The following is a 21,281-nucleotide window of genomic DNA, read 5'->3' as shown; positions in this document are numbered from 1 at the left end:
GCAAGGATGCGGTGCCGATCGGCCAGCCGATCGCCAACCTGCAGACCTACGTGCTGGACGGCGAACTGAACCCGGTCAGCCCCGGCGTGACCGGCGAGCTGTACCTGGGCGGCATCGGCCTGGCCCGTGGCTACCACCGTCGCCCATCGCTGACCGCCGAGCGCTTCGTCACCAGCCCGTTCGGTACTGGCCAGCGGCTGTACCGCACTGGCGACCTGGCGCGTCAGCGCGAGGACGGCGTGATCGAATACGCCGGGCGTATCGACCACCAGGTGAAGATCCGCGGCCTGCGCATCGAACTGGGCGAGATCGAAGCGCGCCTGCAAGAGCAGGACGCGGTGCGTGAAGCGGTAGTGGTGGCCGCCGATGGCCCGAGCGGCAAGCAACTGGTGGCCTACCTGGTAGCCGGGCAGGCTGACAGCCTGGAAGCGATCAAGGCGCACCTGGCGGCCGTGCTGCCGGACTACATGGTACCCGCGCAGTGGGTGCTGCTTGAGCGCATGCCGCTGTCGCCCAACGGCAAGCTCGACCGCAAGGCCCTGCCGAAGCCGGAGCTGGGCCAGTCCCGGCGCGAATACGTGGCGCCGCAGAGCGACCTGGAGCAGCGCCTGGCCGGCATCTGGCAGGATGTGCTGAAAGTCGAGCAGGTGGGGCTCAACGACAACTTCTTCGAACTGGGCGGTGATTCCATCGTCTCGATCCAGCTGGTCAGCCGTGCCCGCCAGCAAGGCCTGCGCTTCACGCCCAAGGACGTCTTCGAGCAGCAGACCTTGCAGCGCCTGGCCGGCGTCGTCGACCAGGACGAAGCCAGTCAGGTCGAGCAAGGCCCGGTAACTGGCGAGGCACCGTTGCTGCCGATCCAGCAGCTGTTCTTCGAAACCGACATTCCGGCCCGCCACCACTGGAACCAGGCGCTGCTGCTGGCGCCGGTCGAGCCCCTGGATGGCGAGCTGCTGCACGCCGCGCTGCAGCACGTGACGTTGCACCACGATGCCCTGCGCTTGCGCTATCGCCAGGACGCAGCGGGTTGGGTCCAGTACCACGCCGCCGTCGACCAGGCCGTGCAGTTGCAGTGCGTACAGGTCGAAAGCCTCGAACCCGTGGCCGCCGAGGCCCAGCGCAGCCTGTCGCTGCAGCACGGTCCGCTGTGCCGCGCGCTGCTTGCCAGCCTGGCCGATGGCAGCCAGCGCTTGCTGCTGGTGGCTCACCACCTGGTCATCGACGGTGTTTCCTGGCGCATTCTGCTGGAAGACCTGCAAGCCACTTACCGCCAGTTGCAGCAGGGCGGTGTACCACGCCTGCCAGCCAAGACCAGCGCGTACAAGGCCTGGGGCGAAAGCCTGGTCGCCCACGCGCAGTCACAGGCGATGAACGACGAACTGAGCTACTGGCAGGCGCAGCTTGCCGAGGGTGGCGAAGGCATCCTTGCCGACCACCCAGAGGGTAGCCAGGCCAAACGCCATGCCCGCACACTCACCAGCCGCTTCGACCTTGCATTGACCCGCGCGCTGCTGCAAGAGGCACCGGCGGCCTATCGCACCCAGGTCAACGACCTGCTGCTGACCGCCCTGGCCCAGGCCCTTTGCGCCTGGAGCGGCGAGGCATCGGCACTGGTGCAGCTGGAAGGGCATGGCCGTGAGGAACTGTTCGACGCTATCGACCTGTCGCGCACCCTGGGCTGGTTCACCAGCCTGTACCCGGTGCGCCTGCAACCCGCTGCCGATATCGGCACGTCGATCAAGCGCATCAAGGAACAATTGCGCAGCGTACCGAACAAAGGCATCGGCTATGGCCTGCTGCGCCACCTCGGCCCACAGGCAGCCCGGGAGGTGCTGGCCGCTCTGCCGCAGCCACGCATCACCTTCAACTACCTGGGCCAGTTCGATACGGGCTCGGCAGAGGATGCGCTGTGGCGCCTGGCGGATGAGTCGGCAGGCAGCGGCATCGATGACGATGCTCCGCTGGGCAACTGGCTGAGCCTGGATGGCCAGGTGCACGAAGGTGTGTTGAGCCTGAGCTGGACGTTCAGCACCTGCACCTTCGAGGCAAGCCGGGTACAGGCGCTGGCGACGGCATTCGAAGACGCCCTGCAGGCGCTGGTGGAGCATTGCCAGCAACCGGCCAACCGTGGCGTGACAGCGACGGACTTCCCGCTGGCCGGCCTCGACCAGGCCCAGCTCGACGCGTTGCCGGTGGCAGTGGATGACATCGAGGACGTTTACGCGCTATCGCCGATGCAGGAGGGCATGCTGTTCCACACCCTCTCCGACGGTGGCTCGGCGCTGTATGTCAACCAGGTCTGCCTGCCTGTCGAGGGCCTCGACCCGCAACGCTTCGCCGCCGCCTGGCAACGTGTCATGGCTCGCCACGACATCCTGCGCACCAGCTTCCACTGGCAAGGGCTGCCGCGCCCGGTGCAAGTGGTGCACCGCCAGGCCCGCCTGGACTTCGAGGTGCTCGACTGGCGCGGTGAGGCGGTGGACGAGCAACGTCTCGCCGCGCGTGCCGAAGCGGAATGCGCCCGTGGTTTCGACCTGACCCGCGCGCCGTTGCAGCGGCTGCTGCTGATCCGCGTGGCGGAGCAGGGTTACCACATGGCCTGGACCAGCCACCACATCCTCATGGATGGCTGGTCCAGCTCGCAGTTGTTCGGCGAGGTGATGGAGCAGTACCACCAGGGCAGCAGCAACGCAGAGGTGGGCCGCTATCGCGACTTCATCGCCTGGCTGCAGCGCCAGGACCAGGGCGCCCTCGAGGGCTTCTGGAAAGCGCGCCTGCAACGCCTGGACGAACCGACCTCGCTGAGCCAGGCCGTACACCCGCGGCATGTCAGCGACGAACCAGGCCATCACGCGCTCTACACCCGCTGGGACGGCGAGCGTACCGCCCGCCTGCAGCAGCGTTGCCGCGAACTGCGCATCACTGCCAACACCCTGGTGCAGGGCGCCTGGCTGCTGTTGCTGCAGCGCTACACCGGCCAGGCGGCGCCGTGCTTCGGCGCCACCGTCGCCGGGCGGCCTGAAGGCCTGGCTGGGGCAGACCGCATGCTCGGCCTGTTCATCAACACCCTGCCGGTGATCGGCCGGATGGATGCCGAACAGACACTGCTCGACTGGCTGCAGGCCTTGCAGCGCGACAATCTGGAGCTGCGCGAGCACGCCCATGCGCCGTTGGCTGACGTGCAGCGCTGGTCGGGGCAGGGCGGACAGCCGCTGTTCGACAGCATCATCGTCTTCGAGAACTACCCGATCGACCAGCGCCTGGGCGACAGCGCGACCAGTGGGCTGAGCTTCGGCCAGTCGTCCAACCACGACGTCACCAACTTCCCGATGGACCTGGCGGTGCACCTGGGCGAACAGCTGTCGATCGAATACCTGTACCTGCGTGGTTGCTTCAGCGAGCCGGTGGTGCAGGGTATTCGCGCCATGATGGAGCACCTGCTGGAAGAAATCCTCGCCAACCCGCAGGTGGCCCTGGGCAACCTGCAGCGCCTGCCAGCGGCACAACGCTCGGCCTTGCAGGGCTGGAGCACGGCGCCCGGCAATACCTGGCAGGCACAGTCGCTGGTCGAGCTGATCGCCCGCCATGCCGAGCAGCGCCCGCAAGCGCTGGCGGTACAGTGTGGCGCGCAGCAGCTCGACTACCTGCAACTGGAGCGCTCGGCCAACCGCCTGGCTCATCGCCTGCAAGCGCTGGGCGCAGGCCCCGAAGTGGTGGTCGGCGTCGCCCTGGAGCGTTCGGTGCAAACCCTGGTGGCCTTGCTGGCGGTGATGAAGAGCGGCGCTGCCTACCTGCCACTGGATATCGACTACCCGGCCGAGCGCCTGGCCTACATGGTCGAGGACTCGGGGATGGGCTTGCTCATCACCGAGAACGGGCTGCAGGACCGCGTGCCGGCACAGGCCGCCCTGCAGCGCCTGCTGCTCGATGCCGAAGACCAGGGTCATTGGCCAGAAACCGCCCCCGTGTCGCAGGCGCGGCCGGGCAACCTGGCCTACCTGATCTACACCTCGGGCTCGACCGGCCGACCGAAAGGCGTGGCCGTGCCGCAAGGGCCACTGAGCATGCATTGCCAGGCCATTGCCGAGCTGTACGAGATGGAACCTGGCGTGCGCGAGCTGCACTTCATGTCGTTCGCCTTCGACGGCGCGCACGAACGCTGGCTGACCACGCTGATGGTCGGTGGCACGCTGGTGATTCGCGATGGCAGCCTTTGGACCCCGGAGCAGACCTGCCGCGCGCTGCACGAGCAGCGTATCGACATCGCCTGTTTCCCGCCGGCCTACCTCAAGCAGATGGCCGAGTTCGTCGAGGGCAGTGGCATGCCGGCGCCGCCTGTGCGCATCTACTGCTTCGGTGGTGATGCGGTACCGGAGCGCAGCTTCGAGCAGGTCCGCGCTGCACTGCGCCCGCGCTACTTCACCAATGGCTATGGCCCCACCGAGACCGTGGTCACGCCGTTGCTGTGGAAGGCGGCGGGTGGTGACCACTGCGGCGCCGACTACGCGCCCATCGGGCGTGCCGTAGGCGAGCGCAGCCTGCATGTGCTGGACGAGCAGCTCAACCCGTTGCCGGTGGGCTTCCCCGGCGAGCTGTACATAGGTGGTGAAGGGGTCGCCCGTGGCTATCAGAATCGCCCTGGGCAAAGCGCCGAACGCTTCATGCCCGATCCGTTCGGCAAACCCGGCGCACGGCTGTATCGCACCGGCGACCTGGTACGCCTGCGCGAAGACGGCATTCTCGATTACCTGGGGCGTATCGACCAGCAGGTGAAGATCCGCGGTTTCCGTATCGAGCTGGGTGAAGTCGAAGCGGCGCTGCGTCGCCAGCCGGGTGTCGAGGATGCCTTGGTGGTGGCACGCGACAGTGCTTCGGGCAAGCAGCTGGTGGGCTACGTGGTGGGTGAGCCGTCGCTGTCGGGAGACCGGCTGAAGATGGCCCTGCGCGCCAGCCTGCCGGACTGGATGGTGCCCATGCAGGTCATGGTGTTGCCCGTGTTCCCGGTCACGCCCAATGGCAAGCTGGATCGCAAGGCGCTGCCGGAACCGAGCTTCCAGCAGGAGGCCTATGTGGCGCCACGCAACCTCGAAGAACAGCTGCTGGCCGAGATCTGGGCACAGGTGCTGCAGGTCGAGCAGGTCGGCATCGAAGACAATTTCTTCGAGCTGGGCGGTGACTCGATCCTCAGCTTGCAGGTGGTGTCGCGGGTGAAGAACCACCCAGGCCTGGAACTCGACCTGAAGCTGCGTGACCTGTTGCGTTATCAGACCATTGCCGGCATCTGCGAGCGGCCGGTGGAAACCGTCAGTGGCAAGCTCGAGGATCACAGCCTGCAGGCTGGCGAAGGTGCCTTCCGCCTGCTGCCGATCCAGGAATGGCTGTTCGCCGAGGACATGCGCGAGCCGCAGCACTTCAACCAGGCGCTGATGCTCAAGGCGCGCGGTGCGCTGGACCTGGATGCGCTGGAACGCGCCCTGGGCGTGATCCAGCGGCATCACGATTCGCTGCGCTTGCGCTTCAGCCGCGACGGTGGCCGTTGGCTGCAGCACTACCTGGCCGAGGACGCCTGTGCGCCGCAGCTGTGGCGCCGCGAGGCCGCCGATGCGCAAGCGCTGGAGCAACTGGCCAACCAGGCGCAACGCAGCCTGGACCTGGGCGAGGGCCCGATGTGGCGTGCGATGCACGTGAGCATGGCCGACGGTGAAGCCCGCCTGTTGCTGGTAATCCACCACCTGGTGGTGGATGCGGTGTCGTGGCGTGTGTTGCTGGAAGACCTGCGCACTGCCTACGAGGCCTGCTGCCTGGGCCAGGAACCCAGGCTGCCGATGCGCAGCAGCAGCTACCGCGCCTGGGTCGAGCGCCTGGTGCAGGATGCCGGGCGTATCGCCGCCGAAGAAAGCGACTGGTGGCTGGGGCAGCTGGACCGTGCGGGCCAGGACCTGCCGTGCGACAACCCCAGGGGCCGCAACCAGGTCAGTGAACAGGCAGTGGCCAGGGTCGTGCTCGACAGTACCCCGACCAGCCGCCTGCTCAAGGAGGCACCAGCGGCCTATGGCACGCAGATCAACGACCTGTTGCTGACCGCCCTGGGCCGTGTGCTGTGCCGTTGGAGCGAACAGGAGTCGGTGCTGGTGCAACTGGAAGGCCATGGCCGCGAAGACGTGTTCGAGGCCCTCGACCTGTCGCGCACGCTGGGTTGGTTTACCAGCATGTTCCCGGTTCGCCTGCAGCCCGAGGCGGATATCGGCAGCTCGATCCTGGCTATCCAGGGGCAACTGCAGGCGGTGCCCAACAAGGGTATCGGTTATGGCGTGCTGCGCTACCTCGGTGAACCAGCGCTCGGCGAGCGCCTGGCGCGCCTGCCGCAGGCGCGGATCACCTTCAACTACCTGGGGCAGTTCGACCAGAGCTTCGATGACAAGGCACTGCTGGTGCCAGCGGCCGAGGGCACGGGGGATTGCTACAGCCCTGTGGCGCGCCTGGGCAACTGGCTGGAGATCATCGGTCAGGTCTACGACGGTTGCCTGGCGCTGCGCTGTGTCTACAGCACGCGCCGCTACCGCCCGGAGACCGTGCAGGCGCTGATGGACGACTACCGTGCCGAGCTGGAGCTGCTGATCGACCACTGCCTGGCACGACTGGGCTGAGCCTTTCCACCATCCTATCGGGGGAGGCCGCTGCAGGCCTCCCTCTCTCGAGGAACACCATGCTGCATCCTGAACTTGAAGCTTTTCTCGACCTGGCCGAGGCCAATGCCGGCAACGCGCCGTTCCATCACATGAGCCCCGAGCAGGCTCGCCGAGTCTTCCAGCAGTCTACCGAGCAATTGCGCTGGGCAGCGCCCGAGGGCCTGGCCGTCGAAGCGCTGCAAGCGCCGGGCAGGGACGGTGCGGCCATCCCGCTGCGCCTGTACCGGCCGCCGCAGGCAACGGCCCCGCTGCCGGTGCTGGTGTATTTTCACGGCGGTGGCTTTGTCGTCGGCAGCCTCGACAGCCATGATGGCGTGTGCCGCGAACTGTGCGCACGGGCCGGTTGCGCGGTGCTGGCGGTGGGTTACCGGCTGGCGCCGGAGCACCGCTTCCCGGTGGCCCTGGAAGACGGCCAGGATACCTTGGCCTGGTTGGCCAGCGAGGCTGAACAGTTGGGCCTGGACAGTGCGCGTGTGGCCTTCGGTGGCGACAGCGCCGGCGCGACCTTGGCCACGGTGCTGGCAATCGAAGCGGCGCGCGCGGGGGAGCAGGCGGTGCTCAAGCCTTGCGCCCAGCTGTTGTGCTACCCGGTCACCGATGCCAGCCGGCAGAGTGTTTCGCGTACGCTGTTTGGTGAGGGCTATCTGCTGGAGAGCGATACCCTGGAGTGGTTCTACGACCATTACGCACGCACCCCGCAGGACCGCCACGACTGGCGTTTCTCGCCGCTGCTGGCCGAGGACCTGAGCGGTGTGGCGCCTGCCATCATTGCCTTGGCCGGGCTCGATCCGCTGCTGGATGAAGGCCGGGCTTATGCCGAGCGGTTGCGCGAGGCGGGGGTCAAGGTCGAGCTGGTGGAGTTGCCGGGGTTGACCCATGACCTGCTGCGCATGGCTTCGGTGCTGCCGGATGTGCTGCAGGTGCATGAGCGGTTGTGTGCAGTTTTGAGTAGGGTGTTGGGGTAGGGGTAGGGGTAGGGGTAGGGGTGGGGGTGGGGCTGGGGTGTTCGCCTTGAGGTTTGCAGCGCCTGTGAGATCGAGCGCCGCCCGCGCGGCGCATCGCGGGCGAGCCCGCTCCCACATCTGTTTCGGGCCAGTCTCTCCTGTGATGCCAACAGGGACCGCCTTGTTGGCATGGCGATGCATTTCAATGGGCGCTGATGCCGCTTCACCTGTCTCCAGTCATGCACCAAGGCGAATCCTGTTGGCGGCACAGGAGTAACTGGCCCGAAACAGATGTGGGAGCGGGCTTGCCCGCGATGCGCCGCGCGGGCGGCGCTCGATCTCACAGGCGCTGCAACTCTCAAGGCAGGCACCTGCTGCCCTTGCCACACTCTCAATACAGAAAACCAGAATACACAACAAACAAAAAGGGCCGCTAAGCGGCCCTTTCCATGTTCAAGCAAACGCTCTTCAGAAATCGCCCTTGAGGGTCAGCATGAAGTTGCGTGGCTCGCCGTAGTAGTTACCCCAACCGGTAGCACCGATGGTGGAGTAGTACTTCTTGTCGAACAGGTTGTTGCCATTGACTGCTACCGTCCAGTGCTCGTCCAGGCGGTACTGCACGCGGCCGCTCCACAGGGTGTAACCCGGCTGCTCGATATGGATGTTGCCCTGGCGGCGGAAGTTGTCGCTCTGGCTGGACACCCCGGCACCGATGGTCCAGCGATCCAGCGCGCCATCGAGCTGGTAGTCACCCCAGACCTTGAGCATGTGCCGCGGAATGAAGCTGGAAGTGAAGGTCAGCTCGGTCGGGTCGGTATCGTTGATGGTCTTCAGGTACTTGGTCTGGGTGTAGGTGTAGCCAGCCAGCAACTGCAGGCGATCGATCGGCGAACCGCTGATCTCGGCCTCGAAGCCCTGGGCGCGCACCTTGCCGCTGTCGGTGTAGCAGTAGCCATCGCTGGAACCGGCACAGACATTCTCGTAGTCGGTTTCGGCGCGGTGGTCTTCGATGGTGCGGAACAGGTTGAACGAGGTGTTCAGCTGGCCGTCGAGCAGCTCGCCCTTGATGCCGAGCTCATAGCTGCCACCGGTCTTGGGCTGCAGCGATTTCCCATCGGCGGTAGTCAGGTTGCCTTGTGGCTGGAAGATCTGCGCATAGCTGGCGTAGGCGGTCCACTGGTCGTTGAGGTCGTAGAGCAGGGCGCCGAACGGGGTGACCTCGCCATTTTCCTGGCTGCGGATATGCTCCCAGGTGTCCCAGCGCTGGGTGTAGGAATCGCGGTTGTTGCGGTACCAGCTGACGCGGGTGCCCAGCACCAGGGTGAGGGGCTCGGCCAGTTTCAGGCGCAGGTTGGCATAGGTGCCCCACTGGGTGGTGGTGGAGTCGGTCGGAAACGGGCCGCCGCGGATGGTGCCGGTCTGGTAGTCGGCCTTCGACGGATGCGGGAAGTTATCCGATGGGTCGAACGGGTTCTGTGTGCCGCTCAAGGCCAGCAGGGCGAAGTAGTCGTGGTTCTTCTGGCGGCTGGCGTTGGCGCCGATGATCAGCTCGTGCTCCAGGCCGAACGCCTCGAATTTACCGTCGATGTAGCTATCGAAACCGTAGTCGTCCTGGTCGTAATCGAAGCGGCCGGAATAGCGGCCCATCGCTCCGGTGGTGGCGCCCACCGGCACCGAGCCTTCGGAATAGCCGTACTCGATGTTCTGGTTGTTATGGGTGTAGACCGAAGCGAAGTTCAGCGACCAGTCATCGTTGAAGCGGTGCTTGGCGTCGGCGAAGGCGGTGATGCGCTCGCTCTGCAGGTCGTTCCAGCTGGCACCCAGGCAGGTCGAGCGGGACAGCTTCAGGTCGCTGCCGTCGGCATAGCGCGGCAGGCCGTGGTAGCAGGGAGTGGCGTCGACATCCTCGTACGCCAGGCCGAAGCCCAGGGTGGTGTCGGGGGTGACGTCCCAGTCGATGGCGCCGTAGGCAATACGGTCCTGGCGCTTGGAGTTGTCGTAGAAGTACTGCTTGTCCTGCAGCGCCGCCACGGCGCGGCCACGCACGGTACCCGACTCGTTCAGCGGGCCGCCCACGTCCACCTGGCTGCGGTAGTTGTCCCAGCTGCCGGCGGACAGGGTCACGCTGGTGTGGGCCTTGTCCTGGCCACGCTTGCGCACGAAGTTGACGCCACCGGCCGAGGAGCCGGAGCCTTTCATCATGCCGGCCGCGCCCTTGAGGATCTCGACCCGGTCATAGAACGCCATGTCGCTGGAAAAGCTGTTGGCCTGCACGTAGTTGCCGCCCACATCCAGCGGTACGCCGTCGTACTGGTACTGGCCGTCGAGGTTGAAACCGCGCGAGTAGAAGTACTTGCCGCCCATGGGCGAGTCGTAGGTGGTGATGCCGGGCGTCTTGTCCAGCACCTGCTCCAGGGTGTTGAGGTTCTGGTCGTCGAGCATCTTGCGGGTCATGACGGTGACCGACTGCGGCGTTTCCTTCAGGGTATGCACACCTTTGCCAATGGTCACGGCGCGCGCTGCGTACGAGTTGGTCCCCTCACTCGTGGCGTTCAGTGCATTGGCATTGATGTTCAGCGGTCCCAGCTCCATCGCCGAAGACGAACCCGATGCGCCATTGAGGATCACCGTGTGGCCGTCGATCTGGTAGGTCAGGCCGCTGTCACGCAGCAGCAGGCGCAGCGCCTGTTCCGGCTCCATGTTGCCGCGCACTGCCGGTGCGGTGGTGTTGCGCACGGTTTCCGGGCTGTACAGCAGCTGCAGGTCGGCCTGCTTGGCCAGTGTGTTGAGTGCCCCGACCAGCCCTTGAGAAGGGATATTCAGTTGCACGGGCTCGGCGTGGGCGCTCATCGAAGCTGCCAGCGCACAGGCCAGCAGCGACGGGGTGAGCAATGCCAGTGATTTGCTGCGAACCGCCCGGGCGAGCGGCGAAACCGTGGTAATCGACATGCGGATACTCAGTGTTGGCAGATTGACTAGTTATGAGATTTATTTGCATTTATGTGACGTACCGGCTCCCCAGAACCGGAAAGATCAATGTGAAAATTCTGTTATTTCTTCTTCCACCCGCTTGCCGTTGCGCAGACGCAGCAGGTGATCGGCCACGTCGAAGTAGCGGTCGTCGTGGCTGATGACGATGATGGTCTTGCCCAGGCGCTTCAGTTCCGGCAGCAGTTCGGTGTAGAAAATGCGGCGGAACGTCGGGTCCTGGTCGGCGGCCCATTCGTCGAATACCAGCACGGGGCGTTTCTCCAGCCAGGCGTTGACCAGTGCCAGGCGCTTGCGCTGGCCGGTGGACAGGTCGGTGGTGGTGAAGGCGCCGTCACGGATCTGCACCTTGTGCGCGATCTCCAGGCGTTGCAGGTACTTGCCGGCGTCCTCGGGCAGGGCCTGGGCGTCCTGCAGCAGGTCATCGAACAGGTAGTAGTCGGCAAACACAGTGGTGAACAGCTGGCGGTAGTCATCGCGGTTGGCTGCGGTGACCGGCTGGCCATCGAGCAGGATCTCCCCCTGCTGCGGCGCGTACAGGCCCAGCAGGAGCTTGATCAGGGTGGTCTTGCCGCAACCGTTCTCACCGACGATGAACAGGATGTCGCCCTGTTCGATGCGCAGGTTGACTGGCCCCAGCGCGAACGGCGACGCACCGGCGACTGGTGGGAAGGCAAAGCCGACGTCGCGCAGTTCGAGGCTGCGGATCTGCTGGTCCGGCACTTCGGCGGCTGCGAGCAGCAGGTGCGGCTCGGGCGAGGAGAACTGCTGCGACAGCTCGGCAATGCGGCGGAAGGCGATCTGCGCACGGCTGACGATCGGCAGGGTCGAGACCAGGTGCTCCAGCGGCCCTTTCATGTACAGCAGCACCAGCACGAAGCCGCTGGTGACCTTCGGGTCGCTGACCAACTGGGCCTGCTGCAGGGCCAGCACCAGGCCGATGACCACGAAGAACAGCATCGAGCCCAGGCTCTTGGCGATGACGAAGATGTTGATCGAGCGCACGTGGGTATCGCGGATGTAGTTCGCCGTGCGGCTGATGCGTTCGTTGAACATGCGCTGGCGGCGCGGCCGGCTGATGCGCAGTTCCTTGGCACCCGAAGCGACGCCATCGTAGTGCTTCTGCAGTTCGTCTTCGGCTTCGCGCGCCGCATTGAAACCGCGAATGCCGCGGATGCGTGCGATGTACTGCACGGCCGTGCCGATCAGCACGGCAAGCGCGGCGATCAGGAACATCGGCCAGGACAACTGCGCCAGGTAGCCGAGGCAGCCCAGGGTCACCGACAGCGAGATGGCCAGCGGCGCGAAGGCGAAGGCGAAGTCGCTGATGGTGTCGACGTCATGGGTCAGCACCGGGATCAGGCGGTGGCTGCGGTAGCGCTCGATCTGTTCGATCGGTGCGCTGAGCACCTTTTCGCCCAGGTCGCGGCGCAGGCCGGCAATGACGTGCTGGCCGACATAGTTGGTGCCGATGTCCGAGGCGATGGAGGAGGCCAGCGCCACCAGGCAGATGCCGGCGAACGCCAGCACCACGCCCCAGCTCAGGGCGCCGGGGGCATGCAGCAGGTTGTTGATGTTGGCCAGCAGCAAGGTGATGCAGAAGCCGCCGACGATGCCCAGCCCGACGGCAAAGGCGACGATCAGCCGGTAGGGTTTGAGCAAGCCGAGGAGTTCGCGAAGGGCGCCAGGGGTCGATTGGTTCATGCTGAGTTCCTGGTGGATGCGCGGATGCGCTTTGGGGCGCTGTGCGGGGCAGGCGCCGTGCGGGCCATTGCCCTGTGAGGAAGACGTTCGAGAAGTGTTCTTATTTAGGAGGCCCAGGCCGCGGGCCTGGGCAGGTGCAGCTGGGGGGGGCGCGCTTCAGAGCTCGCGGGCTACCCGGAAGCCCAGCCAGTCGCCGCGCACGTAGGGTTCGCGGTAGTTGCGGTTGCCGGAGCGGGAGAACACCGGCGCTTCGCTGTAGTCATTGCCACGGATGTGGTTGTACTCGCAGCTCGCTTCCATCCAGGCGCTGCCGTCGCTGGGGGCGCCGACGTAACTGTCATGCATGCAGTCGGCAACCCACTCGTAGACGTTGCCATGCATGTCGTACAGACCGAAGGCGTTGGCCGGGAAGCTGCCGGCAGGCGAGGTGTAGTTGTAGCCGTCGGCGGCGCCATAGGTGTTGGCATGCTTGGCGATGCTGTATTCCTTGCCTTCATCGAAGGGGAACGGGAACGGGCCGCTGGTGCCTGCGCGAGCACCGTATTCGCGCTCGGCTTCGCTGAGCATGCGGTAGTGCTTGCCGGTCTTCTTCGACAGCCAGGCGACGTAGGCCTTGACCTCGTCATAGCTGATGCACACCGCCGGCTGGTCGGGGCCTTGCGGGTAGCTGGGCTTGCCGTTGGTGCAACGCCGGCCCGGGCGGTCGTCGCCGTCGGGGAGGGTGACCTTGGCGTCGCGCTGCCAGGCCTCCAGCTGCTTGGCCTGCACCTGGAACTGGCTGATGGCGAAGGGCTTGGCGAAGGTCACGGTGTGCATCGGGCCTTCGTCGGGCTGGCGGCCGACTTCGTCATCGGGTACGCCCATGGTGAAGCTGCCGGCCGGCAGCACGACCATCTGAGGGCAATCCTTGCAGTCCTTGAACGTCTTGCCAGGTGCGTGCGCGTCGGCGGCGAAGGCCGGGGCGCTGGCGAGCAGGGCGGCCACCAGGGCCAGGGGCTTGAACATGTGCATGGCGGTTCTCTTGAAAGGCAAAAGGTCAGGCGAGTTGCGGGGCGAGGATGGCCATCACCCGGTCGATCTCGGCTTCGTCGTTGAGCAGGCTCGGAGCCAGGCGCACCACCGGGCCGACGTCACGGTCCACGGCGTCGCTGATTACCTTGTTGGCCATCAGGTGGCGGGCGACGGCGTCACACGCGCGACCCTCGACGCGGAAGAAGGTGAAGCCTGCGGACAGCTGGCTGCTGCGTGGCGTCACCAGCTGCACCTTGGCGTGCTCGGCGAGGCGCTGCTTGAGGTAGTCGTTGAGCTGGTGCACGCGGGCCTGGACATCGGCCTTGCCCAGTTGCAGGTGCAGTTCGAACGCCTTGCCCAGGGCCAGGCGATGGTCGAAGGCGTGGTAGCCACCGGGGGTCATCAAGGTGCCGAAGTTCTCACCCTTGGTGAAGGTCGGCAGGCTGGGCACCAGGTACGGCTGCGGCTTTTCTTCGCGGGCGATGATCACGCCGGTGCCGCGTGGGCCGAACAGCCACTTGTGGGTGCCGGCGATGAAGTAGTCGCAGTTGAAGTCGGCGAAGGTCACGTCTTCGATGCCGAAGCCGTGCACGCCGTCGACCACGTAGATGATCCGGTCCTGCTCGTCGCGGCTCTGGTTGAGGGTTTTCACCAGTTCGCCGACTTCGCGGATCGGCAGCTTGACGCCACTGCCGGACTGCACCCAGGTCATGCCCAGCACGCGGGTTTCCGGGCGGATGGCCCGGCGAATATTGCCGAGCATTTCGTCCACCGAGGCCAACTGCGGCTCCTTGAACAGCGTCACGCGGCGCACCTGGGTGCCCATCAGCCGCTCGCGGTAGGCCAGGCGGGTATTGGTAGAGTAGTGCTCGTGGGCGCTGACCAGGATCTCCTTGCCTGGAGCCACCTGCAGGCCGCCGTAGATCATCGACAAGCCTTCGGTGGTGCTGCCGGTCAGGGCCACCTGGCCTGGCTGCACGCCGAAGTAGCGGCCGGCCCAGGCGCGCACTTCGTCTTCATAGCCCCAGAGCTCCTCGCGGTCCCAGTCGACCATTTCGCCCGGGTTCTGGTCCAGCCGCGCACGGAAGTGGGCGATGGCCTCGCTGACCATGCGGGGGTGCGAGGCCAGCAGGAAATTGCAGAAGTGCAGGTAGGCCGGGTCCAGGTCGAACTGCTGGCGCAGGGCCTGCCATTTGTCCTGGCCGGTTTTTGCCGCAGGCGCGGCTGCCAGTGCGGTCTGGGCAAAGTTGCCGGTCAAGGGCAGGGCGGCGGCGAGCAGGCCGGCCTGCTTGAGAAAGCGGCGACGGTCGTTCATCAGCCACGCTCCGCTTGAGTGTTGGCAGCGGGCTTGGCCAGGCGCTGTACTTCTTCCCACACACGCAGGAAGTTGCCGCCCCACAGCTTGGCGATATCGGCATCGGAGTAGCCGCGCTGGATCAGTTCGGCGGTGACATTGCGCGACTCGCCGACATTCATCCAGCCAGTGACGCCGCCACCGTCGTTGAAGTCGGAGGCGATGCCGACATGATCGATGCCGATCTTGCGCACCGTGTAGTCGATGGCGTCGACCATGTCCTTGACCGTGGCGCGGGGCTCTTCGTCGAGGATGGCGTAGAGCGCGCTGGCGTATTCGCCGAACTTCTTCTCGGGCCAGATGGAAATGATCGCGTCACCCGGCATCAGGGCGTTGGCCAGGCCGTTCAGCGGCTGCAGGTCGAAGCGCTTGCGCAGGGCATTGAGCTTGTCCAGGGTGCCCTGGCTCAGGGGCTTGAGGTAGGCCGGGAAGCCCACCACCTGCACCACGCCACCGCTGTGCTTGATCGCTTGCAGCTCGTGGTCGCTGAGGTTGCGCGGGATGTCCACCAGCGCCCGCGGTGCGGAGTGGGAAGCGACCATCGGCGCGCGGCTCAGGCGGGCAACGTCTTCCAGGGCCAGGGTGGACATCTGCGACACGTCGATGATCACGCCAAGGTCGTTGAGCCGACCCACAGCCTGCTCACCCAGCGGCGACAGGCCACCGAGGGCATCGGGGGTGTCGTTGAGGAACGGCAGCGGGCGCGAGGAGTCGGCCCAGGCGTTGTTGCCCACGTAGCTGAAGCCGAACATGCGCATGCCGCGTGCGGCCCAGGTGTCCAGGGCATCGAGGTCGTGGCCCAGCGGGTAGGCATTGAGCATGCTGAGGAAGATCGCGAACTTGCCTTCGCCATGCAGGCGGCGGAAGTCGGCGGGGGTGTAGGCGATGGCAAACTGGTTGGGGTAGTCGCGGACCATGCCGGTGAGGATCTTGTAGCGCATCTCCTGCTGTTGGCGCGCTTCGTCGACGAAGGCGGCGGTCGGGCGATGGGGGGCGTTCGGGCCATTCCAGATTTCCGGCCAGCCGAAGATCGTCAGCGCAGCGCCGGAAAGGCGACCGCGGCCGGCCTTGACCAGGTCGAACTGGCCGCTGCCATCCTTGTCGGCCTCCTTGCCTTCGGTGCCGAAGTTCAGCGGCACGGTGATGTGGCTGTCGAAGGAGATGATGCGCTCCTGGAGTTCTTCGGCATGTTTCATCACCTCACGCGGGTAACCGGCCGGCAGGTAGATGAAGAAGTACCAGGCCGCGGCGCCCGCAAGCGCGAGGATCAGCGCCAGGGCAGCGAGGTAGGGGGCCTTGCGCAAGCGTGTCGTGTTCATTGCCATCCCGTTGGTTGCAGGGTCGATGCGGTTGCGGCAGCCGCGATCACGGGGCTTGCCTGTCACGGAGGGACGAGAGCGACAGCGGGAAATTTAGCGACGTGCTGCCGGTAAATTTGCCGGGCGGCGTCTCGTTCTAGCTCGATAGGCGTGGCTGACACGGATACGGATGTGGCGATGAGGTTTTCCAGGCGTGGGTTCATGGTGGGGCTGGCAGTCGCCGGGGCGGCGGGTTCGGCAGCGTGGTATGCACGCCAGCCGCGTGACCATGATGAAAAGCTCAACAAAGATGAGGTCGAGACCCCCGGCGAAGCCACGGTAGAGGCCGCCGCAGGTATCGGCGTGCGCACTGCTGACAAGCTACGCGGCATCTGGGACCTGCGCTTTACGGGTACCGAGGCTGGCCTCGATGGCCTGCCTCTTGAGGGTGTGCAGATGCTCCTCGATGTCGGCCCGACCGGGCGCTCGCTGCGCGGTTTTGCTGACCTCGGTGAACGCCTGCGCGGCGCTGACGAACCGCGCTATCGGGTGCTGGGCGAGCTGGTGAGCGCTGATGCGGGCAAGGTCCGCTGGCGCCTGGTACCGGCGGATAGCTCGGCGCCCAGCCATGAACTGGAGGCCACCCTCGACGAGGTCTGGGCAAGTTGGGGCGAAGCGGGAGCCGGCACCCTGAGCGGGCGTATCCGCCGTATCGATCGGCCACTGCTGAGCACTGAACCGGACAACCATTTCGTCGCCAGCAAGCGTGCCTTCCCCGAAGCACGCCAGGTCACGCCGTTGGCGCCAGCGCTGTTGGCCTGGCTGGTATCGCCCGAGCACCGCCTGTTCCACCAGGTGTGGCACGCCACCCGAGACAAGTGGCATCGGCTCGACGAAGACAAGCGCGACGGCCTGCGCGGCGCCGGCTGGCAGCCCGGCCCGCGTGACGCCGAGCGAGGCGCGCGCGGGCGGCGCAAGCACCTCAACGGTTCGGGTGAAGACTTCTTCTTCATGCACCGGCACATGCTGGCGCACGCCCGCCAGCTGCAGCCCGACCTGCCGAACTGGACGAAGCTGCCGCTGCCGTCACCTTATGTCGAAAGCGACCGGCTGGGCTTCATCCGTTATCAGGAGAACCATGACGGCAATTCGGTGCCGCCGGCGTGGGTCGCAGCGGATGACGAGGAGCTGAGCCAGTGGCTGCATGGGGTCAAGGCGGCGGAGACTTTCTTCAGCAATTTTCAGGTCTGGGAATCGCAATACCAGGACCCGGATTACCTCAGCCGCCTGACCCTGGGGCAGTTCGGTTCGGAAGTGGAGATGAACATTCACGACTGGCTGCACATACGTTGGGCCACGGTCACCCGCGACCCGTCCAACGGCATGCCGGTGCTGGGTGACCGCGAGCAGACGGACTACGCGGCACGCTGGTTCCGTGAGGAAAGCGACTTCCTCGGCGACCCGTTCTCTTCCCATGTGAACCCGGTGTTCTGGCGTTTCCATGGCTGGATCGACGACCGCATCGAGGACTGGTACCGGGCCCACGAGCGCGCCCACCCGGGGGAAGTGCAGCGGCGTGAGGTCAATGGTGTGTCGTGGTTTGCGCCGGGGCGTTGGGTGCAGGTTGGCGACCCTTGGCTTGGGCCGATGACCCATGGGTGTGGGGGGATTTCAGATGCCGGGGGCGGGGCTGGGGAGATGGAGGTTGAGGCGATGAAGCTGGCGCTGCGTATTGCCTTCAGTGGTGAGCGCGATGTTGGCGACCTGCTGCGGCGGACGCCGCGCAGGCCTTGGTATGCGCGGCATATGAAGTTGCCGGAGGGGGTGTGATATGGCTTTTGCGCGGGAGAGTTGTGTAGTGGCTTACAGGTGTTCGCCACAACATTTTCAGCGCCTTTGAAATCGAGCGCCGCCCGCGCGGCGCATCGCGGGCAAGTCGGATCGCCGCACCGCCGCTCCCACATCTGTTTCGGGCCAATCTCTCCTGTGAAGCCAACAGGGACCGTCTTGTTTGTCCCCTTCAATATCAAGGTGGGCATCACTGTTTATCAGCAGCCTTCAGCCATGCACCATTGCTTTTAATCAATCTCCAGCCATGCACCACTGCTTTTAATCAATCTCCAGTCATGCACCAAGGCGGTCCCTGTTGGCTTCACAGGAGTGACTGGCCCGAAACAGATGTGGGAGCGGGCTTGCCCGCGATGCGCCGCGCGGGCGGCGCTCGATCTCACAGGCGCTGAACCTGTCATGGCGAACACCTGTCAGCCCTCACACAACCTCACACAACCCTCACGCCTTACTTGCAATTCCCCGCCTTGCGATACCCCGCCGCCTGCGCCTCGGCCTCACTACCAAACGCCACCTGGTTCTTCTGCGAAACCTGGCTGTACCCCGGGCACCCACTGGCCAGGTGATACACATGGCTATTGCGGTTACCCACCACCGCACCACTTGCCGCCGTACTGGCCAGCGTCGGCTTGGCCGCCTCTTTCACTGCCGTGGTCGGCACCACAGCCGCACCCTGCGGGGTATACCCCAACGCCCACTTGCGCTCACCGGTCACGAACGGGTTGTTGTGGCCCATGATCGCGGCAATGCGCTGGTCACGCTGCTTTTCCCATGCTGTCACCGGGTGTTGCTTGTCCCAGGCCATCAGCACCTGTTGCTGCTGGCGCGACATGCTCAGCTTGTAGCGATCGAACATGTAGAACGTGGTGCGTGCCACCAGCCCCTTCACCTCGTCGCGTGGCTCGGCGGTTTTCTGCTGGAAGTCAATCCTGGTGGTGCACTGGCCGTACTGCGGCGCAACGCCAGAGACCATGCCGTAGTTGAAGTTGCTGCGGTCTCCGTTCACTTCGCCCACGGACGGGTAGAGGTTGAACAGGTCGGCCTCCATGGCGCGGAAGGTCGGGTCGCTGTCGACGCACTGCTCGCGCCCGCCGTTCTGCCAGCACTGGCGCTGGTGGCCGAAGGTCCAGGCCGGGACGATGTGCTCCCACTCGGTACGCTCGGCGCGGGTCTGCAGCTTGCGGGTTTCATAACCACAGGATTTCAGGTCGACCCGGCCGCCAGACTTGCCCACCCAGGTCCACTTGCAGCCACAGTACAGCTCGCCCATGGCGCTGTTGCCCTGGTCCTGGTAGATCTTCTGTTTGGCGACCACCTTGGCTTCGGTGAAGGTGGCGGGCGGGGTGGCGAAGGCGGCGGGGATGGCGGCGAAGGCGAGGGCGACGGCGCAAAGCAGTTTCTTCATGAAATACGTCTTAGGCTTACAAAAAAACGCGATTATACGGCTTGAACGCTTTGATAGAAGAGAGATGAAAGGCTTGCACTTGAGCGCTGCGGCGCTATCGTTTGCGGGTCGTGATCCAGTCGAGCGCGTTGTCATGCAAATCGCCCCGTCGCCTCTCAACGAGGCAGCCCGCCTGTGTTTCCTCGAGAGCCTGAACATTCTCGATACCCCGGCCGAGGAAACCTTCGACCGCATTACCCGGTTGGCCAGTGTGCTGCTCGCGGTGCCTATGGCCCTGGTGTCGCTGGTCGACATGAACCGCCAGTGGTTCAAGTCGCGCCAGGGCATCGATGTCGCCGAGACGACGCGCGATGTGGCGTTCTGTGCCCATGCCCTGCATGCCGAAGATGTTCTGGTGATCCCGGATGCCAGCGCCGATCCGCGTTTCGAAAACAACCCGCTGGTGACCGGTGGGCCAGGCATCCGCTTCTACGCCGGGGTGCCGCTGCGCTTTGCCGGCGAGCTGACCGTGGGCACTCTCTGTGTGCTGGACACCCGGCCCCGCCAGGTGTCGGAAACCGAGTTGGCGCACTTGCGCGACCTGGCGCGGATCGTCGAGCGCGAGATGCTGCACCGTAGCCTGGCCATCGACTCGGGTGGCGCGGTGCAGCAGGCGGAGCAGGGCGCCGTGGCGTCTTCCGAGGCGCGTTTTCACCGGGTATTCGACAACAGCCCGACAAGCAAGGCGCTGGTGGGCCTTGATGGGCGCATCCTTGAGCCCAACCGGGAATTTTGCCAGTTGCTGGGCAGGGCCAAGGAGTGGCTGGTGCTGACCCGCTTGGGTGAGTTGATCGACCCTCAGGACCTGGCCAAGCTGGACGAGCCCTGGCAGCGGATCGTTGCCGGTGAGCAGGATGCGCTGGTCATCGAAGTACGGCTGGTGACCCCTGGCAATGGCGCCTTGTGGAGCGAGCTGAGTGTTTCGGCGCTGCGCAACGAGCGCGGCGTTACCGAGCAGTTGGTGGTGTTCGTGCGCGACATCACCGAGCGCAGGCGCCGCCAGCAGCAACTGCAACGCTACCAGGCGACCCTGGAGCAGCAGGTAGCGCAGCGCACCGAAGAGCTGGCCCGCAGCCAGGAAACCCTGCAAGCCATCGCCGACAATATCCCGGTGCTGATCGCGCATATCGGCACCCACCTCGAATACCGCTTCAACAATGCCGTGTACCGGCAGATCTTCGGCGTCGAGCCGACCCAGCTCAAAGGCCGCAAGGTGCAGGAAGTGCTGCCGGCGGATGTGTACCAGCAGCTGTTGCCTTGCTTCCAGAAAGCGCTGGCCGGCGAGCGGGTGGAGGCTGACAACGTGCGTTACAGCCTCGACGACCCGCGGATCTGGCACGCGACGTATGTGCCCGATATCCGCAACGGCAAGGTCGAGGGCTTTTTCGTCATGTCGCTGGATGTGACCGAACGTAAGCGCAAGGAAAAGACCCTGCTCGACCAGGCCACGCTCGACCCGCTGACCGGGCTCCCCAACCGCGCGGCGTTGCATGAGGAACTGGACTTCGCCTTGAAGCAGCGGGCGGCGTTTGCCTTGTTCTTCATCGACCTGGATGGCTTCAAGCAAGTCAACGACCAGCATGGCCACGAAGCGGGCGATGCCGTGCTGCAGGCTGCTGCGGGGCGCATGCTGGCGATCATGCGTGCCGATGACATGGTGGCCAGGCTGGCCGGAGACGAGTTCGTGGTGATCGCCCAGGCCGTCGCCAATCAGGCGTCAGCCCGGGATATCGCGCGCAAGCTGTGCGATGTGCTGTCGGCGCCGGTGGCGGTTGAGGGGGTTGAGGTGGTTGTGGGGGCCAGTATCGGGGTTTATCTGAACTTGTCCGGGCATGATCCGCAGAGTGCCGAGGAGGCTTTGGCGTTGGCGGACAAGGCGATGTATGAGGCCAAGCGAGGGGGGCGGAACAGGTTTAGGCTGGTGGGGGATTGAGGGAGATCGCCTGAAGAGGGCATCAGGGCCTCCATGTGCCTGCCACAACAGTTGTAGCGCCTGTGAGA

At 65.4% G+C, this 21,281-nt stretch carries 9 protein-coding genes and 1 pseudogene; 4 read left to right on the top strand and 6 right to left on the bottom strand.

Annotated features, from left to right (window positions below; genetic code table 11):
* Positions 1-11 precede the first annotated feature (11 nt).
* A pseudogene (locus CQW31_RS07935) lies at positions 12-6,647 on the top strand (amino acid adenylation domain-containing protein); the annotation flags it as partial.
* A 59-nt stretch (positions 6,648-6,706) separates the two neighbouring features.
* On the top strand, positions 6,707-7,654 hold the full coding sequence (locus CQW31_RS07930; RefSeq protein WP_099814233.1) for an alpha/beta hydrolase: 948 nt from the start codon (positions 6,707-6,709) through the stop codon (positions 7,652-7,654).
* A gap of 447 nt (positions 7,655-8,101) precedes the next feature.
* Here the strand turns inward: CQW31_RS07930 and CQW31_RS07915 are convergent, their stop codons facing one another.
* From CQW31_RS07915 to pvdM, 5 genes are all read right to left on the bottom strand, one after another.
* Positions 8,102-10,582 carry a TonB-dependent receptor gene (locus CQW31_RS07915; protein WP_082433630.1) on the bottom strand — a complete coding sequence of 827 codons (2,481 nt, stop codon included), beginning with the start codon at positions 10,580-10,582 and terminating at the stop codon, positions 8,102-8,104.
* Between the two features lie 84 nt (positions 10,583-10,666).
* Positions 10,667-12,325, bottom strand: a complete 1,659-nt coding sequence (locus CQW31_RS07910; protein WP_099814232.1) for a cyclic peptide export ABC transporter — start codon at positions 12,323-12,325, stop codon at positions 10,667-10,669.
* 156 nt (positions 12,326-12,481) lie between these two features.
* Positions 12,482-13,336, bottom strand: a complete 855-nt coding sequence (locus tag CQW31_RS07905) for a formylglycine-generating enzyme family protein (protein ID WP_099814231.1) — start codon at positions 13,334-13,336, stop codon at positions 12,482-12,484.
* A 25-nt stretch (positions 13,337-13,361) separates the two neighbouring features.
* Positions 13,362-14,651: a pyoverdine-tailoring periplasmic protein PvdN gene (gene pvdN, locus CQW31_RS07900; protein WP_099814230.1), complete on the bottom strand. Its 1,290-nt coding sequence runs from the start codon at positions 14,649-14,651 to the stop codon at positions 13,362-13,364.
* Entirely contained in the window at positions 14,651-16,009 is a 1,359-nt protein-coding gene (gene pvdM / locus CQW31_RS07895) for a pyoverdine-tailoring dipeptidase-like protein PvdM (protein ID WP_099814229.1), read from the bottom strand. Before pvdM ends, pvdN begins: the two co-directional genes overlap by 1 nt.
* Before the next feature lie 177 nt (positions 16,010-16,186).
* On the opposite strand from pvdM, the gene CQW31_RS07890 reads away from it, so the two are divergent.
* A complete protein-coding gene (locus CQW31_RS07890) occupies positions 16,187-17,818 on the top strand; it encodes a twin-arginine translocation signal domain-containing protein (RefSeq protein ID WP_054886192.1) in 1,632 nt (543 codons plus the stop codon).
* 466 nt (positions 17,819-18,284) lie between these two features.
* On the opposite strand, the gene CQW31_RS07880 is transcribed toward CQW31_RS07890, so the two are convergent.
* The gene (locus CQW31_RS07880; RefSeq protein WP_099814228.1) at positions 18,285-19,241 is read right to left on the bottom strand and encodes an endonuclease; all 957 of its coding nucleotides are present in this window, start codon (positions 19,239-19,241) and stop codon (positions 18,285-18,287) included.
* 133 nt (positions 19,242-19,374) lie between these two features.
* Here CQW31_RS07880 and CQW31_RS07875 point away from each other — a divergent pair, with 133 nt between their 5' ends.
* On the top strand, positions 19,375-21,213 hold the full coding sequence (locus CQW31_RS07875) for a diguanylate cyclase domain-containing protein (protein ID WP_158238179.1): 1,839 nt from the start codon (positions 19,375-19,377) through the stop codon (positions 21,211-21,213).
* The last annotated feature ends 68 nt before the right edge of the window (positions 21,214-21,281 follow it).

This window comes from Pseudomonas sp. 382 (assembly GCF_002759075.1).
Lineage (GTDB): Bacteria > Pseudomonadota > Gammaproteobacteria > Pseudomonadales > Pseudomonadaceae > Aquipseudomonas > Aquipseudomonas vlassakiae.
This window is presented reverse-complemented; position numbering and strand designations above follow the sequence as displayed.